The organism is Pseudonocardia sp. ICBG1034 (assembly GCF_020131375.1).
Taxonomy (GTDB): domain Bacteria; phylum Actinomycetota; class Actinomycetes; order Mycobacteriales; family Pseudonocardiaceae; genus Pseudonocardia; species Pseudonocardia alni.
This window is the reverse complement of sequence record NZ_JAHLEK010000015.1, coordinates 1,164,259-1,180,782: the sequence shown is the minus strand read 5'-3', so window position 1 is coordinate 1,180,782 and position 16,524 is coordinate 1,164,259. Positions and strand designations below refer to the sequence as shown.

Annotated in this window: 12 protein-coding genes and 1 pseudogene; 9 read left to right on the top strand and 4 right to left on the bottom strand. The window is 74.7% G+C overall.

Features of this window, described 5'->3' with window-relative positions:
- Positions 1–13 precede the first annotated feature (13 nt).
- Positions 14–832 (top strand): annotated as a pseudogene (locus KPF22_RS32985) (alpha/beta hydrolase fold domain-containing protein); the annotation flags it as partial.
- A 233-nt stretch (positions 833–1,065) separates the two neighbouring features.
- Here the strand turns inward: KPF22_RS32985 and KPF22_RS07225 are convergent.
- The gene (locus KPF22_RS07225) at positions 1,066–1,854 is read right to left on the bottom strand and encodes a PRC and DUF2382 domain-containing protein (RefSeq protein WP_224401532.1); all 789 of its coding nucleotides are present in this window, start codon (positions 1,852–1,854) and stop codon (positions 1,066–1,068) included.
- A gap of 296 nt (positions 1,855–2,150) precedes the next feature.
- Here KPF22_RS07225 and KPF22_RS07220 point away from each other — a divergent pair, with 296 nt between their 5' ends.
- The 6 genes from KPF22_RS07220 (at position 2,151) to KPF22_RS07195 (ending at position 9,122) form a co-directional block, all read left to right on the top strand.
- Positions 2,151–3,083 carry a hypothetical protein gene (locus KPF22_RS07220; protein WP_224401531.1) on the top strand — a complete coding sequence of 311 codons (933 nt, stop codon included), beginning with the start codon at positions 2,151–2,153 and terminating at the stop codon, positions 3,081–3,083.
- Positions 3,070–4,878 carry a GNAT family N-acetyltransferase gene (locus KPF22_RS07215; protein ID WP_307799207.1) on the top strand — a complete coding sequence of 603 codons (1,809 nt, stop codon included), beginning with the start codon at positions 3,070–3,072 and terminating at the stop codon, positions 4,876–4,878. Before KPF22_RS07220 ends, KPF22_RS07215 begins: the two co-directional genes overlap by 14 nt.
- Before the next feature lie 25 nt (positions 4,879–4,903).
- Positions 4,904–6,091: an esterase family protein gene (locus tag KPF22_RS07210; protein ID WP_224401530.1), complete on the top strand. Its 1,188-nt coding sequence runs from the start codon at positions 4,904–4,906 to the stop codon at positions 6,089–6,091.
- A 13-nt stretch (positions 6,092–6,104) separates the two neighbouring features.
- Positions 6,105–6,377, top strand: coding sequence for a hypothetical protein (locus KPF22_RS07205; RefSeq protein WP_208820501.1), 273 nt, complete (start codon positions 6,105–6,107; stop codon positions 6,375–6,377).
- A 24-nt stretch (positions 6,378–6,401) separates the two neighbouring features.
- On the top strand, positions 6,402–8,447 hold the full coding sequence (locus tag KPF22_RS07200) for an NAD(+) synthase (RefSeq protein WP_208820500.1): 2,046 nt from the start codon (positions 6,402–6,404) through the stop codon (positions 8,445–8,447).
- Between the two features lie 390 nt (positions 8,448–8,837).
- Positions 8,838–9,122, top strand: coding sequence for a hypothetical protein (locus KPF22_RS07195; RefSeq protein WP_208820499.1), 285 nt, complete (start codon positions 8,838–8,840; stop codon positions 9,120–9,122).
- Positions 9,123–9,166: 44 nt separating this feature from the next.
- Here KPF22_RS07195 and KPF22_RS07190 read toward each other — a convergent pair whose 3' ends face one another.
- On the bottom strand, positions 9,167–10,510 hold the full coding sequence (locus tag KPF22_RS07190) for an MFS transporter (protein WP_224401529.1): 1,344 nt from the start codon (positions 10,508–10,510) through the stop codon (positions 9,167–9,169).
- A gap of 279 nt (positions 10,511–10,789) precedes the next feature.
- Between KPF22_RS07190 and KPF22_RS07185 the strand changes: the two genes are divergently transcribed.
- Positions 10,790–11,572, top strand: a complete 783-nt coding sequence (locus tag KPF22_RS07185; protein ID WP_224401528.1) for a hypothetical protein — start codon at positions 10,790–10,792, stop codon at positions 11,570–11,572.
- A gap of 46 nt (positions 11,573–11,618) precedes the next feature.
- Here the strand turns inward: KPF22_RS07185 and KPF22_RS07180 are convergent, their stop codons facing one another.
- Positions 11,619–13,745: a PhoX family phosphatase gene (locus tag KPF22_RS07180; protein WP_224401527.1), complete on the bottom strand. Its 2,127-nt coding sequence runs from the start codon at positions 13,743–13,745 to the stop codon at positions 11,619–11,621.
- Positions 13,746–14,009: 264 nt separating this feature from the next.
- Positions 14,010–14,747: a response regulator transcription factor gene (locus KPF22_RS07175; protein WP_062397435.1), complete on the bottom strand. Its 738-nt coding sequence runs from the start codon at positions 14,745–14,747 to the stop codon at positions 14,010–14,012.
- Between the two features lie 269 nt (positions 14,748–15,016).
- Here KPF22_RS07175 and KPF22_RS07170 point away from each other — a divergent pair, with 269 nt between their 5' ends.
- On the top strand, positions 15,017–16,522 hold the full coding sequence (locus KPF22_RS07170; protein WP_224401526.1) for a GAF domain-containing protein: 1,506 nt from the start codon (positions 15,017–15,019) through the stop codon (positions 16,520–16,522).
- Positions 16,523–16,524: the final 2 nt, after the last annotated feature.

Below are 16,524 nucleotides of genomic sequence, written 5' to 3'. Positions count from 1 at the left end.
TCCCCCTCCGCAGATGATCTCCACTGGACTGAACGAGCACCCGTCCGCCGGGGAACGGGCGGCACCGCGACCGGACGTTGCGACATGGTCGCGACGGGCACCGTTCCGTCGCTGTCGACGGGCTCGGCGCTGCGACCCGACGCTGCGGCGCGGCGTGCGGCGGCTCGTCCCGCGCTCCGGCGCCACTCCGCCGGTGATCCGTGCCGCGACGAGCGGCACGCAACGGCACCCGGTGCCGCAATCGACGGTGACGATCGGGTGGGCGCGGGAGGCCACCGCGGATCACCGGGTACGTGTCGCACGAGGAGCCCTGCGCGGTGTGCTGGCCCTGCCGAAGCCGGTGAAGCGGGCTATCGCCGGCCCGCCCGTCCGGCGCGACGGCCAGCAGCTCGACCTCGACATCCAGCTCCTGCTGCGACTGCTCACCCCGCGCCGGCCGCAGCCCGTCCCGCCGCCGGAGGAGTTCGGGGCGGCCCCGGGCCGGATCGCGGTCGGCGGGGACTCCGCCGGGGCCGGCCTGGCGCTGACGGTGGCCCGCGAGACCAGCCGCGACGGCGCCGCCCCGGCCGGGCGTCCGGTGTTCTGCCTGGCGTTCTTCCCGGTCACCGCGCTCGACGGGCACACCCGCTCACGCGAGTTGTCCGGCGACGGGTTCCTGCTCACCGGCGAGGCGATCGAGGCGATGGCGGGCTCATACGTGCCCGAGGCGATGCGCGACGACCCGGGACTGCGGATCGCCGAGGGCGACCTGGCCGGGATGCCGCCCGCCTACGCCGCCACCGCCGGGTTCGACCCGCTGCGCGACGAGGGCGAGCATCCGGTCACCCGCATGCGGGAGGCGGGCGTCCCGGCGACGCTGCGCCGCCACCCCGACCTCGTGCACGGCTTCGCGATTTCGCTCGGGATCGGGGCGCGGCCCCGCCAGGCCGTCGCCGAGGCCGCCGGCGCGCTACGGACGGCGTTCGCCCTGCTCGGCGCGACCCGACCGACCCCCGACATGGGCCCGGCGCGTCACCGGGCCCGAGATGCGGGCTCCGGTGACGCGCCGGTGGCGCGGTGCGTCGCTCAGCTGCGGCGCTCGTCGCGGGGCAGGGCGTGCTGCGGGTCGTCGACCTCGATGCGCTCCTTGCGCACGGTGTCGGAGACCTTCTCGTCCTCGGTGACGGTGCGGGTGCCCAGGCGCACCTTCTCGACGGCCTCGGTGGCCTTGTCGACGACCGGGCGCTCGCGGTGCAGGGTCACCTCGTGCTCGGCCTCGCCCATGGCGCCCGGGCGGGCCTTCGCCTCGGTGCCGTCGATCGGCTCGCGCTCGAGGCGGACCTCCTCGTGCGACACCGGGACGGTGACGGTCTGGTCCTCGGTCACGACGTACTTGCGCAGCGCGACGCGGCCGGTCTCCTCGGTCTCGGTGCCGACGCGCAGGTTCTCCTCGTGGCGGACCATCGCGTCGTCGCCGGTGCGGTCGGTGCGGTCGGTGCGGTCGCGGTCGGCGCGCTCACCGGTGGCGTGGCGGGCGTCGGTGCGGCCGTTGCCGTTGCCGTGCCCGATGCCGTAGTGGCGGTAGAGCTCGTCCTCCTCCGACCCGGTCAGGCGCTCGTCGGAGCGGCCCACGTGCGGGCAGTCCTTGACCGCCTTCTTCTCCACGCCCAGCGCGACGTCGCGGTCGTGCACGTCGGCGTTCTGCAGCGGCACGAAGCTCTCCTTGGTACCGAACAGCCCGGTGTTGACCGTGGCCCAGGTCGGGTCACCGCTGCGCTCGTCCAGGTAGATCTGGCCGATCTTGCCGACCTTCTCGCCGTGGTTGTCGACGACCTGACGACCGATGAGCTCCCGGGTCATGTCCTTCGTGATCATGCTGTTGTCCTCCGTGGCTCGGTGCGAATGCTGTCGAACACCGGTGGAGTCGACCCGGAACCGCCCCGGCATGCGGCGGACGCCCCGTTCCCCGTCGTCCGTGTGACCGTCGTCATCCACCCGGCCCCACGGGATCGCTTGTGCGACAACGCTGGGTGTAGCGCGTTCCCGTCGCGGGCGACCCCGGACGGCATGTTTGGGACAGTCTGTTCTGGACTTGATCTAGGACGATCCCGACGACGGGGACGGATCATCCCGCCGCCGGGTCCCCGGGACGGGCGTGGAATCGTGGTGACGTGCTCGCCGGGACCGCACTGCTCCCGCTCGGGTCGGCCGTCACCGTCACCGCCGTCGCGGGCACGGCCGCGCTCACCCTCGTACTGCTCGTGCGCGGCTGGTCCCGCCGGCGGCCCGCGGTGCGGGCGGCCGCGCTGCCGGCCGTGGTCGCGCTCGTCGTGCTCGCCCTCGCGGTGGGGACGAACGCCTGGTTCGGCTTCTACCCGACGCCCGCCTCACTCGCCGCCGGACCGGACCGCGGCGGGCTGCCCGCGCCACCCGCCCCGCCGGTCACCGGCCCCGGCCGGGACACCGTGCTGCCCGTCGACGGCGTCGACGTGCCCGCGCACCTGCCGCCCGGCTACGACGACCACCTCGCCCACCCCGTCCTGGTGTGGACCGGGCCCGCGGACGGATCGGCCGCGGTCGACGCCGCCGTCGACGCCGCGGTCACCGCGGGCCGGATGCCGGCCGTCGTGGTGCTGTGGACCGACCGGGTCCCGGTGTCCCGGCTGCGCGCCGCCGCGGTCGCGGCCGGCTCGCCGGTGCTGCGGACCGACCGGGCCGCGTGGGCCCTCGCCGGTCCGCCCGAGGGCCCCGGGTGCCCGCTGGGCCGGGCGCTCGCCGAGCGCGCCGACGTCGCGACGGCCGCCGGGCCACCCGGCGGCGACGGCTGCCCGGCCCCCGCGTCCGGTTCGCCCGATCCGTTGGACCTGGTCGTCGTGCGCACCGCGGCGACGCAGGATGACCCGGTGCCGGACTCGCGGCCGCCGGGCCCGGCGCTAGCGTCGGGGTCGGTGACCGCGGCGCCCGGGACACCGGCGGCCGCCGTCGTCGCCGCGGAGCTGGACGCGCTCGGTGCCCGGCTGCCGGCTCCGGTGGTCCGCTCGGGCGTCGCCGGTGGTCCGCCACCGGCGACGGGATCGACAGGAGGAACGCGTGACGGGCTCTGAGGGCTCCGGCCCGCCCGGGACCACCGGGGACGAGCACGGGGACGTCCGCACCCGCGGAGCGGCGCCGGCGCCGGACCCGGAGGCCCGCAGACGACGGTTGTCCGAGGCCGCCGTCGTCCGCGCCGTGGTGTGGGCGGCCCGGATCGTCGGTGCGCTGACCGTCGCCGCGGCGGTGCTGCCCGCGCCCCGCCGGGTCATCGGCAGCGAGCTGCGCAGCACCCTGGGCCTGCCCGCGGGTCTGGGGCTGGCGTCGCTGGTCGTGACCGCGCTCGCCGGGGTCGGCCTGCTGCTGCTGGCCACCGGGCTGCGCCGGCGCAAGCAGCGCGCCTGGTGGGTGGCGACCGCGACGACGACGTTCCTCGTCGTGGTCAACCTGCTCCACGTACTGGACCAGCGGCGCGGCATCGGGCCCGCGGTGCTGGTCGTCGCGCTGCTGGCGGCGCTGATCGCGACGCGCCGCTACTTCGTCGCCCGGCAGGACCCGGGAGGGCTCGGCCGGTCGGTCCGGTCGCTGCTGCAGTTCGGGCTGTCCGGCTTCCTCATCGTCTGGGTGCTGCTCGCGCTCAACCCGCGCCGGCTCGTCGGTGACCCGTCGATCGCCGCGCAGGCCGCGCACGCGGCGCTGTCGCTGATCGGGGTGACCGGACCGGTCGAGTTCCAGCAGCGCGCCGTGTGGCTCGACGACCTGACCTCGGCGATCGGGCTGACCTTCGGGGTGGTCGCGCTCGTCGTCGCCGGGTACCACCTCCTGCGCTCGCCGGAGCCGCGCCCGTCGCTCGACCCCGACGACGAGCAGCGCCTGCGCGCCCTGCTCGACCAGCGCGACGGCGACTCGCTGGGCTACTTCGCCCTGCGCCGGGACAAGGCCGCGGTGTTCGCCCACGGCGGCAAGTCCGCGGTGTCCTACCGGGTGCTCGCCGGGGTCGCACTGGCCTCGGGCGACCCCGTCGGCGACGTCGGCGCCTGGCCCGGCGCGATCGAGGCCTTCCTCGGCATCTGCACCCGCTACGGCTGGTCGCCCGCGGTGCTGGGCTGCTCCGAGCGGGGCGCGACCGCCTGGTCCAAGGCCGGTCTCGACGCCCTCGAGCTCGGCGACGAGGCGGTGCTGGAGACGGCGTCGTTCAGCCTGGACGGACGCCCCATGCGCGGGGTCCGCCAGACCGTCAACCGGATGCAGCGCAGCGGGCACACCGTCGAGGTGACGCGGCTGCGGGACCTCGACGAGACCGCACGGATGCGGGTCGCCGAGCGCGCGCACCGCTGGCGCGGCGCCGAGGACGAGCGCGGCTTCTCGATGGCGTCCTCGCGGGTCGCGGACCCCTCCGATCCGGACGCGGTGATCGTCACCGCGCTCCGCGACGGCGAGCCGTCCGGGATGCTGCAGCTGGTCCCCTGGGGCCGCGACGGGCTCTCGCTGGACCTCATGGTCCGCGACGCCGACGCCGACAACGGGGTCAACGAGCTGATGATCGCCGAACTGATGGCGGCCGCGAAGGACCACGGCGTGAAGCGGGTGTCGCTGAACTTCGCGATGTTCCGCTCCGCCCTGGAGCGCGGCGAGCGGATCGGCGCCGGACCGGTCGCCCGCGGCTGGGCCCGGGTGCTGCGGATCGCGTCGCGCTGGTGGCAGATCGACTCGCTCTACCGGTTCAACGCGAAGTTCCGCCCGAGCTGGTACCCGCGCTACGTGCTGTTCCCCGCCGTCCGCGACCTGCCGCGGGTGCTGTTCGTCGTGCTCGAGGCCGAGGGCTTCGGCGGCCGACCGCCGGCGCTGCTGCGGCTGCTGCGCCGGTGAGCCGGGTCCGCGCGGGGGCGGCGCCGTGATCCACGCCTCCGAGCTGCGCCTCGACGTCGTCGCCGCGGTGGTCGTGCCGGCGGTGGCGGCGGTGCTGCTGCTCGTCCTCACCGGTGGGGCGTGGCACCGGCTGCGCCGGGTGGCCCGGACGCTGCTCGTGGCCGTCTCGGCCGTGGCCGTGCTCGCGGCCGCCGGGGCCGGGGCCAACCTGCTCGGCGGCTTCTTCCCCACCGTCGGGTCGTTGATCGGGTCCTCCCCCGACCCCGGCGAGGGCTCGGTCGCCGACATCGGCCCGGACGGCGCGGGCCTCGACGCGGCGATGCCGCTGGTCGCCGCCCGCTCCGCGCAGGGGCTGGGCTCCACGCTGCACATGACCCTGCACGGGGCCGTGTCCGGCATCGACCGCGACGCCGACGTCTACCTCCCGCCCGGCTACACCGAGCACCCGCGGGCGCGGTTCCCGGTCGTCGAGTGGCTGCCCGGGTTCCCCGGCGAGCCCCGCGAGGTGGCCGCGCTGTTCAAGGTGCCCGACGTCCTCGACGCCGCGATCGCCGCGCACCGCATCCCGCCGGTCGTGATGGTGGTCCCCGACATCAACGGCGAGCCCCGGTTCGGCCACGACCAGGAGTGCGTCGACGCCCAGCACGGCGCGGCCGACGACACCTACCTGACCACCGACCTCGTCGACTGGACGACCCGGCACCTGAGGGTGCGGCCCGACCGCGGCGCCTGGGCGCTGGCCGGCTGGTCCTCGGGCGGCTACTGCGCGATGAACCTGGCGCTGCGCCACCCGCGCACCTACGCGCTCGCGGTCAGCCAGAGCGGCTACGACCGCACCCCCGACGACGTCGTCACCGGGGAGCTGTTCGCCGGGCGGCCCGACCTGGCCGCCGCCAACGACGTCGTCGCGCTGCTGGGCGAGCGGCCCGCGCCCCTGGCGATGCTGGTCACCGCGGGCTCCGACGAGCCCGAGGAGCGGGCCGCCGCGGACCGGATCCGCGCGGCCGCCGCGCCGCCGGTGACCGTCGACACCCGGCTCTACCCGGGTGGCGGACACAACCAGAACGCCGTCCGCGCGCAGCTGCCGGACCTGGTGGACTGGCTGGGTGCGCACCTGCTGGGGCCGCTGGTCCCGCCCGCGACGCCGGCGGGTGTCACGATCGACGACGGGCCCGGCGTGCCGCAGCGTGTGCTGCCGGTGCCCGACCCCTAGGAAGGAGACACACGTGGTCTGGGAGGGAGTCGGCACCCTGCTGCTCGTCGGCGGGCTGCTCGCCGGGGTGGTGTGGATCGTGATCGCGGCCGGCGTCGGGGAGATACCGAGGGTGCTGCACGGCCTGGCGCTGTGGCTGCTGGTGCCGCTGGCATGGCTGGGCTCGCTCGGGGTCGTGCTGGCCGGCGGGTCGGTCGGGGCGGGCTGGGCGGTGCTGCTCGGGCTGCTCCTCGCCACCGGGGTCGCCTGCGCGGCGGCGCGGATGCTGGCGGGTCGGCGGAGCTGACCACCCACCGGTCAGAATGACGGCGTGGACTTCCGCTCCGTCTACCGCCACCACTTCCTGCGCACCGCCGCGGCGACCCTGCACACCACGATGGCCGACCCGGCCGCCAACGTCGCCGCGGTGCTGGAGACCGCCCGGACCTGCGCCGACGACGGCGTCGGGCTGGTGGTGTTCCCCGAGCTGACGCTCTCGGGCTACTCCATCGAGGACGTCCTGATGCAGGACACGCTGCTGGAGACCGTCGAGACCGGGCTGCTCTCCCTCGTCGAGGCGACAGCGGACCTGCTGCCGGTGCTGGTGGTCGGGGCACCGCTGCGGTACCGCCACCGCCTCTACAACTGCGCGGTCGTGATCCACCGGGGCCGGATCCTGGGCGTCGCCCCGAAGTCCTACCTGCCGACCTACCGCGAGTTCTACGAGCGTCGCCAGACCGCCCCCGGGGACGACGTCCGCGGCGCCTCGATCCGGCTCGGCGCCACCGACGTCCCCTTCGGCACGGACCTGCTCTTCGCCGCCGAGGACCTGCCCGGCCTCGTGCTCCACGCCGAGGTCTGTGAGGACTACTGGGTGCCGATCCCGCCGTCGGCGGAGGCGGCGCTGGCCGGGGCGACGGTGCTGGCGAACCTGTCCGGCTCACCGATCACGGTCGGCCGGGCCGACACCCGGCACCTGCTGTCGCGCTCGGCGTCGGCGCGCTGCCTGGCCGCCTACGTCTACGCCGCCGCGGGTGAGGGCGAGTCGACCACGGACGTCTCGTGGGACGGCCAGACCATGATCTACGAGAACGGCGTGCTGCTCGCGGAGTCCGGGCGCTTCCCGCAGGGCGCGCGGCACGCGGTCGCCGACGTCGACCTGGACCTGATCGCCGGCGAGCGGCGCCGCCAGGGCACCTTCGACGACAACCGCCGCACCCACGCCGCCCGCACCGACGCCTTCCGCACGGTGGCGTTCCGGCTCGACCCGCCCGGCCACGACATCGGTCTGCGCCGCACCGTGGAGCGTTTCCCGTTCGTGCCCGCCGACCCGGCGCGGCTGGAGCAGGACTGCTTCGAGGCCTACTCGATCCAGGTCTCCGGGCTGGAGCAGCGGCTGCGGGCGATCGGCCAGCCGAAGGTCGTGATCGGTGTGTCCGGCGGGCTCGACTCCACCCACGCCCTGATCGTCGCGGCGCGGGCGATGGACCGGCTCGGCCGCCCGCGCACCGACATCCTCGCCTTCACCATGCCCGGCTTCGCCACCTCCGACCACACCCGCAACAACGCCGTCGCACTGTCCGAGGCCCTCGGCGTCACCTTCGCCACGATCGACATCACCGGCACCGCGCGGACGATGCTGTCGGAGATCGACCACCCCTTCGGCCGGGGGGAGCCCGTCTACGACGTCACCTTCGAGAACGTCCAGGCCGGGCTGCGCACCGACTACCTGTTCCGGCTGGCGAACCAGCGCGGCGGGATCGTGCTCGGCACCGGGGACCTGTCGGAGATCGCGCTCGGCTGGTCCACCTACGGCGTCGGCGACCAGATGTCGCACTACAACGTCAACGGCGGCGTCCCGAAGACGCTGATGCAGCACCTCATCCGCTGGGTGGTCTCCTCCGAGCAGTTCCCGCCCGAGGTGTCGGCGGTGCTGCGCTCGGTGCTCGACACCGAGATCACCCCGGAGCTGGTGCCCTCGGACGGGACGACCGAGGTGCAGTCCAGCCAGGCCACCGTCGGTCCGTACGCGCTGCAGGACTTCACGCTCTGGTACACGCTGCGGCACGGCTTCCGGCCGTCGAAGATCGCGTTCCTGGCCGGGCACGCCTGGTCCGACGCCGCCGCGGGCCAGTGGCCGCCCGGGTTCCCCGACGACGAGCGGCCCGCCTACTCCCCCGCCGAGATCCGGCGCTGGCTGCAGGTCTTCGCGCGACGGTTCTTCCAGTTCGCGCAGTTCAAGCGCTCCGCGCTGCCGAACGGACCGAAGGTGTCCGCGGGCGGCGCGCTGTCACCCCGCGGGGACTGGCGGGCGCCCTCGGACCTGTCGGCGACGATCTGGCTGGACGAGATCGAACGCGAGGTCCCGGCCGGCTGAGGGCGGCCCGGCCGCGGGGCGCGACGCGGACGCCGCAGCACCCCGGGGTCCGGACGGGGGCTGGTCCACTGGGCCGTCCGGCGGCGACGACGGGTGAGCCGATCACACGTCCGGCGCAGCGGTGGTGCGTGTCGTCGTGTCGCCGGGACCGGTCGCCGATCGGCGGCACGGTTCACCGAGCGGACGGGGCCGCGCTGTGCCGACCGGGCGGCGTCACACCGGGCGGCTGAACCGCCGGTGGGCCCCGGCGCGACTCCGCACACCCCTCGCGAACAGCGGGAACGCCCGGTCCTGAGTGGACCGACGCACCCCGGACGACGGGCCCCCGCCCCGCCGGGGTCGGGTGAACCCGACCACTACTGTCGCCCGCATTCGACCTGGAGGTGAGTCGTGGCACTCGCGAACATCCTGTCCGAGATGCCGGATCTGCTGGAGCGGACCCTGGCGGAACACACCCCCGACGCGCAGGGCTTCTGCCGTGAGTGCCGGGACGCGACGGGGGTCAGCGCCACCTGGCCCTGCGTGACCCGCGAGCTGGCCGAGCAGGCCCGCTCGATGTCCTCCGGCGGCCCCGGCACCGTCGACGAGCGGCCCGCCGAGGGCACCGTGGCCGGGCGTCGCCGGGCCCGGGACCTCTCGGCCCCGCTCGGCAACGGCCGGCACCGCTCGATCTAGGCCGGTCCGGCGCCCCGGACACCACGTCCGGGGCGCCGTCGTCGTCAGGACAGCCGGGCCGGCGCGTCCGGGCGGTGCGTCTCCCGGATGAGCAGCACCGCGACCAGCGAGATCACGGCGACGACGACCATGTAGGCCGCGACCGCCATCGACGTCCCGTAGCCCTGCTGCAGCGCGGCGGCGATCAGCGGTGCGAACCCGCCGCCCAGCACGGCGCCGACGGCGTAGGAGAACGAGGCGCCGCTGTAGCGGAAACGGGCCTCGAACATCTCCGCGAACAACGCGGACTGCGGGCCGTAGGACAGGCCCAGTCCCACCGTGAGCACGACGACCGCGACGACCATCGCGGCGAACCCGGTGGTGTCGAGCAGCAGGAAGAACGGCACCGGCCACACCACGAGTAGCACCGAGCCCACCAGGTAGGCGCGCTTGCGGCCCACCCGGTCGGACCAGACCGCGCCGGCGACGATGCTGACCAGCCAGCTCAGCGAGCCGATGATCACGACGACGATCATGGTGTTCCGCGGGACCTCGAGCACCTGGGTGCCGTAGGAGAGCAGGTAGGCCAGGAAGATGTAGCCGATCGCGTTGTTCGCCACGAAGCTGACTGAGGCCAGCACCAGCTCGCGCGGACGGTGCCGGAACACCTCCAGGATCGGGGCGCGGCTGCGGCCGCGGTTCTGGCGCAGCATCGCGAAGACCGGGCTCTCCTCCACCCGCAGCCGGATCACGAGCCCGACGACGACCAGCAGGATCGACAGCAGGAACGGGATCCGCCAGCCCCACGCGGCGAACTGCTCGGGGGTGGTCAGGTTGGACACGACGAGGAACACCAGCTGGGCCAGGATCAGCCCGGCGGGCACCCCGATCTGCGGGAACGAGCCGTAGCGCCCGCGCCTGCCGGGCGGGGCGTGCTCGACCGCCATCAGCGCGGCGCCGCCCCACTCACCGCCGGCCGAGAGGCCCTGCAGCAGGCGCAGCACGACGAGCAGCACCGGCGCCGCGACGCCGATCTGGCCGTAGGTGGGCAGCAGGCCGACGCCGACGGTGGCCACGCCCATCAGCAGCAGCGAGAAGACCAGCATCTTCTTGCGGCCGAGGCGGTCGCCGAAGTGCCCCCACACGATGCCGCCGAGCGGACGCGCCACCAGGCCGACCCCGAGGGTCGCGAACGCGGCCAGGGTGCCCGAGGCCGCGGACATCGTGGTGAAGAACTGGCTGTTGAACACCAGGGCCGCGGCCGTGGCGTAGATGAAGAAGTCGTACCACTCGATCGTCGTGCCGATCGCGCTCGTCGCGGCGACCCGGCGCACCTGCCCGGGCGCGGAGCCGGTCGTGTCGGCGGCACTCGTCGGGCCCGCGCCGGGCCCGGCCTGCTGCTCGGTCATGCGTCCTCCCCTGACCCGGGACGGCGGTGTCCCGGACAGCGCTACTTTGCACCGAACGTCCGGTCGGGTAAAGACGTCCGGGGTGCCCGATCCGCGCCACTCGTCGCACGGCCGGGTGCGGTCGCCGCCACGAACGGTCCGCGAAGATCGGACATCACGGGACATTCGCTACCGTCCGGTCACTGAACACGCGGTCCGGTACCCCCGACGGGCCGGGATCCCCCGATCCCGACGCTCCCCCGCAGCCCGGCCGGTCCGCGTGCCGGAGGAGAGACCGTCGTGCCCCGACACCGACATCGGGCGCAGGCCGGGCTTCGGCCCGGTCTGCGTCACGTCGCCACCGCGGCCGCCGTCGCGAGCGGCACGCTCGCCGTCGTCACGCCCGTGACCGGGCTCGGCTTCGGGCCGGCCGAGGCCGATCTGCGCCTGGCCGCACAGGACGTGTCCGACGGCCGGGACGACGACGGCGCCGGCGCTCCGTTCGCCGAGGCCTCGGCCGCCGCCGACGGACTGCGGGACACACCCGTGCTCGGCGCCGAGATCGTCCGCGACGCGGGCCTGCTCGACCCCGCCGCGGACGCGAGCCTCGCCGCGGCCCGCAAGGCCCAGGACCTCGCGCAGGAGGCCGCCGAGCAGGCCAGGACCGCCGCCGAGCTCGCCGCCCGCGGGCTGGGCGATCCGTCGTGCGGGCTCGACCTCGACGACCTGGGCCGGGTCAAGGCCTGGGTCTCCGACGCCGCGGAGTTCCTCGGCTGCGCCTACGGCGAGACCGACCTGATCGGCGTCGCGAACCGGGCGAACGCCTCCGACCACCCGACCGGACACGCCCTGGACATCATGGTGCGCGGGCAGAAGGGCGACCGCATCGCCGACTGCGCCCTGGCCAACGCCGACGAGCTCGGCGTGAAGTACGTGATCTGGGAGCAGCGCATGAACGACGGCTCCGGGTGGTCGACGATGGAGGACCGCGGCGGCGACACCGCGAACCACTACGACCACGTGCACATCTCGTTCGACAAGCGCGCCGGGTCCGGCGAGCCGGACCTCGGCCGCTGCGCCTGACCCGCCGCCCGGTCCGCGGCGGTGCACGGACCGGGCGGCGGTGGTCTCAGACGCCGATCTTCGCCGGGCGTCCGTCCTTCAGGTGCCGGATCGCGGCGACGGCCGGACGCGGCTGCGCGGCGCCGCCGTCGGGCCAGTGCGACGCGGGCTTCTCCGGCGAGGCGTCGTCGACGTCGCCCGGGTGCTGCACGGAGACCAGCACGAAGTTCTCGGTGACGACCGGCCCGCAGCACTCCGAGCCGACCGGGACGCTGGCGAACAGCCGGGTCGAGCCGCGCTGCGGCCCCTCCAGCACGACGCCGTAGAGGCCGTCGTTGATCTCCAGCGCCTGGCTGGAGTCGGTCGAGACCCACAGGTTGCCGTAGGGGTCGAACGCCACGTTGTCCGGCGAGGTGATCGGGCTGACCTGGGACTTGTCGAACCCGCCGAAGTAGGTCGACGGGTCGTCGGGGTTCCCGCAGACCAGCAGGATGTTCCAGGCGAACGTCGTCGCCGCCGGGTCGTCGCGCGTCTCGGTGAGCTCGATGACGTGGCCGTGCTGGTTGGCGTTGCGCGGGTTCGCCTCGTCCGGACCGGCCTTGGCGCCCGCCTTGCCGCGGTCGGAGTTGTTGGTGCAGGCGATGTAGACCTTCCCGGTGCGCGGGTTGGGCTCCACGTCCTCCGGGCGGTCCATCTTCGTCGCGCCGACCCTGTCCGCGGCGAGCCGGGTGAACACGAAGACGTCGGCGACGCTCATGCCGTCCACGTAGGACGTCGTGGTCGAGGCCAGCGGCTTCCACTGCCCGGAGCCGTCGAAGCGGCCGTCGCGCGGCAGCGCCCCGGTGCCGGTGATCTCCGCGGCCGGGCTGTCCCCGGTGAACGTCGCGACGTAGAGCGTGCCCGACGACAGGAGGGTGGCGTTGTGCTCGCGTGCGGCCCGGCTGTGACCACGGCGCATCCGCTTGTCCGACACGAACTTGTAGACGTAGTCGAAGCGCTCGTCGTCGCCCATGTAGACGACGGGGCGCCCGTCACGGGTGAGCGCGACAGTGGCGCCCTCGTGCTTGAAGCGGCCGAGCGCGGTGTGCTTGACCGGCTTCGAGCGCGGATCGTGCGGGTCGACCTCGACGATGTAGCCGAACCGGTTGGCCTCGTTCGGCTCCTGCGCGAGGTCCCAGCGCGGGTCGACGGTCTCCCACCGGCGCTCCGAGGGCCCCTCGGAGATGCCGTAGCGCTTCGCCCGGTCGTCGGTGACCGGGCCGGAGGCGAAGTAGCCGTCGAAGTTCTCCTCGCCGGACAGGAAGGTGCCCCACGGAGTGGTGCCACCGGCGCAGTTGCCGATCATGCCCTGCACGCTGCGCCCGGTCGGGTCGGCCTTCGTGCGCAGCACCTCGGCCCCGGCGGCCGGGCCGTCGAGCACCATCTCGGTGTCGGCGGTGATGCGCCGGTTGAGCCTCCCGGCGCGGTCGTAGCGCAGCTCGCCGGTGCGCAGGTCGCGGGTCACCTCGACGACGCCGCCGCCGTGCGCGGCCATGCCGATCCGGATCTGCTCGGGGGTGGGGGCGTCCTCGTCGTACCCGCGGAACATCAGCGGCTCGAGCGTGTACTCGTGGTTGGAGAACATGACGTAGCGGCGGCCGGGGCCGTCGATCGGCAGGATCCCGCAGAAGTCGTTGTTGTAGCCGAACTGGCGGGCCTGCGCGGCGGCGGTCTGGTTCTCGAAGTCGAACTCCGGCGCGTCCGGGAACATCGGGTCGCCCCAGCGGATCACGACGTTGCTCGCGTAGTCGACCGGCACGCGGATCGCGTCGTCGAGGTTCGGCGCGACCGTCTCGTACTGCAGCCCGCGCGGGGGCCGGGCCTGCGCCGGCGCGGCCACGTCGGCACCGAGCGGGTGGGCCGGCGCGGCCGGGGTGGGCTCGGCCGCCGAGGCGGTGCCGGCCAGGGCCACACCGGCCCCGGCGCCCAGGCCGAGCACCGCACCGGCGCGGAGCATCCCGCGCCGGTCGAGCACGGCCTGCATGACGTCACCGAAGTAGGCGTTCGACGACGGGTTGGGCTCGGGCCGGGAGCAGGCGTCGCCGCACCGGTAGCGGCAGGTGAGGCCCTGACGTCCGTGCCGCACGCGGTCGAGGAGCGGGAGGGCACGGCGGGGGCCGGCCTGGGGGGCGTCGCCGGGGCAGCTGTGGGCCACGGTCGTCCTCCTGGGGTCGTGGTGGGATGACGCGGTCCGGTCCGGTCCGTTCGGAACCGTCCGTTTCCTCCGCATCCCAGCACCCCCGTTCTCCCGTGGGGTGAGGAGAAGGTGGCCGCCGGGTGAACGCATCCCCGGAAGGGGTGGTGTCGACCACGCAACGCGACCGGCGCGGCCACCCGTCGGGTGACCGCGCCGGTCGAGCGTGCGCTGGACGAGGGCACGGACCGGGGCGGGCTGGTGCCTCGCCCCGGCCCGGCGGGATCAGACGATGCCCTGGCGGGCGGCGGTGTAGACGATCTCGGTGCGACGACGGACCTCGAGCTTGTCGCGCAGGTTCCGCACGTGGAACTTCACGGTGGCCTCGGAGATCCGCAGCCGGGTCCCGATCTCGCGGTTGGACAGGCCGACGGCGAGCAGCCGCAGGACCTGGTTCTCGCGGTCGGTCAGCAGCGAGGTCTTGCAGAGGTCCGGCGTGGGCGACGGCGCCGGGTCGGTGTCGCGCAGCACCTGCAGCGGGCCGGCGCTCGCGGTGCCCGGGTCGAAGACGCCCTCGCCGCGCAGGACCGTGCGCAGCGCCCGCACGATCTCGGCGGTGTCGGCACCCTTGCGCAGGTAGCCGTGGACACCCAGGCGGACGGTGCGCATCATCGAGTCGCGGTCACGGCAGCCGGTCAGCACGAGGATCTTCACCCCGCGGCAGCGCTCCAGCAGCGCACGCACCAGGTCGAGGCCGGGCCGCTCGTCGCGGGCGAACTCGATGTCGACGATGATCGCATCGGGGCGGGCGCGCTCGGCGGCCATCAGGGCGTCGCGCGGGGAGGCGGCCTCGCCGGCCGGGGCCAGGTCGGGCTCGGCGGTCAGCAGGGCGCGCAGCCCGTGCCGGACGACCGGCTCGGAGTCGACGACGAGTACCCGGGCCGCGCGGCGGATCACATCCGCGCCGTCGGCCCCGCGGCCGGCACGCAGATCGGTGGCCTCACGAACGGCTTCGAGCGTCATCGCTGTCCTCCGGTGGATCTGTTGCGTCATCGCAGGAACGCCACCCGGCGTCCCGATGCGGCAAACCGTAAGGAGCGCCACGTTGCCCCCACGTTGCGCGCGATCGAGCGACGTCGCATCCCGCCCCGGTCACGAGGGGTCGAGCCCCCGAGCAGCGGGTATGCTCACGACCCCGGGACGGACCACCGATTCCGGGACGGTCCCGCGCCGGCGCGGGACATCACGTGGGAGCAGGGCACGACGTGCCCCCAGCCGTGTCGGGAGGCGACGTGAGCGGAGCCGAGGGCGGGACGTCCCCCGAGGAGATGGTCGCCGACGCACATCGCCTGCGGCGCATCTACGACGACGGTCTCGGCGCCGGCGGTTCGGCGGGCACCCCCCGCCCGGTCGTCTCGGACTCGTGGCAGCGCAGCCTGGCCGCGCACGTCGACCCGGAGGGCCGGCTCCCCCCGCTCATCTATCTCGCCGACGAGCTGAAGGAGGTCCGGACCGGCCACCCGCTGCACGCGGTGATGCCGCTGCTCCGTTCCACCCTCGTGAGCATCGCCGACGAGGCGATGCACGTGATGCTCGTGACCGACGCCGACGGCACCGTCCTGTGGCGCGACGGCGCGCACGGCCTGCTGCACTCCGCCGACGACGTCGGACTCGTCGAGGGCACCCGCTGGGCCGAGGAGACGATCGGCACCAACGCGATGGGGACGGCGCTGGCCGTCGACGAGCCGGTCCGGATCCATTCCGCCGAGCACCTCGTCCGGGCCTACCACGACTGGACCTGCGTCGCGGCCCCCGTGCACGACCCCGACACCGGCGACACCATCGGCGCGATCGACATCTCCGGGCCGCTGCACACCGTGCACCCCGCGCTGGTGCAGCTGGTGACGGCGACCGCGCACCTCGCGGAGAACCAGCTGCGGGTGCGGCTGGCGATCGCCGACGAGCGGCTGCGGGTCAAGAACATGCCGCACCTCGCGGCGCTGCGCGGCTCCGAGGGCGCCCTGCTGTCCGCGAGCGGCCGGGTCATCGCCAGCGAGCCCTACGGCCTGTTCCCCGAGCGGATCCGGCTCGACGACGGCGTCGACCGGGTGCAGCTCGGCGACGGCCGGGAGATGGCCGTCGAGAGGCTGGCCGAGGGCTACCTGCTGGTGCCGCCGTCGCGGCGGCGCGGGCGCGTCGTCCCGACGGCGCCGACCGGTGCGCCCCGCCCGCTGGAGCTGCGCTTCACCGGCGGGAGCGGTCCGCGCGTCACCCTCGACGGCGAAGAGTTCGCCGCCACCCTGCGCCCGGCGGAGATCCTCACCGCGCTGGCGCTGCACCCCGACGGGCTCTCCGGCGAGCAGCTGACCCTGATGCTCTACGGCGAGGACGGCAACCCGACCACCGTCCGCGGCGAGATCCACCGGCTACGGTCGTCGCTGGGCGCGGAGCTGCTGCTCACCCGCCCCTACCGGCTGGCGGCCGGGCCCCAGGCCGACTTCCTGCGGATCCGCGCGGCGCTGCGCGACGGCCGGGTGTCCGACGCGCTCGACTCCTGTCACGGCGAGCTGCTGCCCCGGTCCGACGCGCCCGCCGTGCGCGAGCTGCGCGACGAGCTCGTGGTCGGGCTGCGGCACGCCGTGCTCGCCTCGGACGACGTCGCGCTCCTGCACCGCTTCGTCGTGCACCCGCTGGGGACCGACGACCTGGAGGCGCACGAGCTGCTGCTGGACCTGCTGGACCGGGACGACCCGCGCCGCGCCGCCGTCGCCGCACGGGCCGAGCACCTGCGGGACTGACC

Coding starts and splice junctions, on each gene's coding strand:
- KPF22_RS07175 (WP_062397435.1), bottom strand. CDS start 14,747: ATGACGCTCGAAGCCGTTCGTGAGGCCACCGATCTGCGTGCCGGCCGC.
- KPF22_RS07225 (WP_224401532.1), bottom strand. CDS start 1,854: ATGATCACGAAGGACATGACCCGGGAGCTCATCGGTCGTCAGGTCGTC.
- KPF22_RS07190 (WP_224401529.1), bottom strand. CDS start 10,510: ATGACCGAGCAGCAGGCCGGGCCCGGCGCGGGCCCGACGAGTGCCGCC.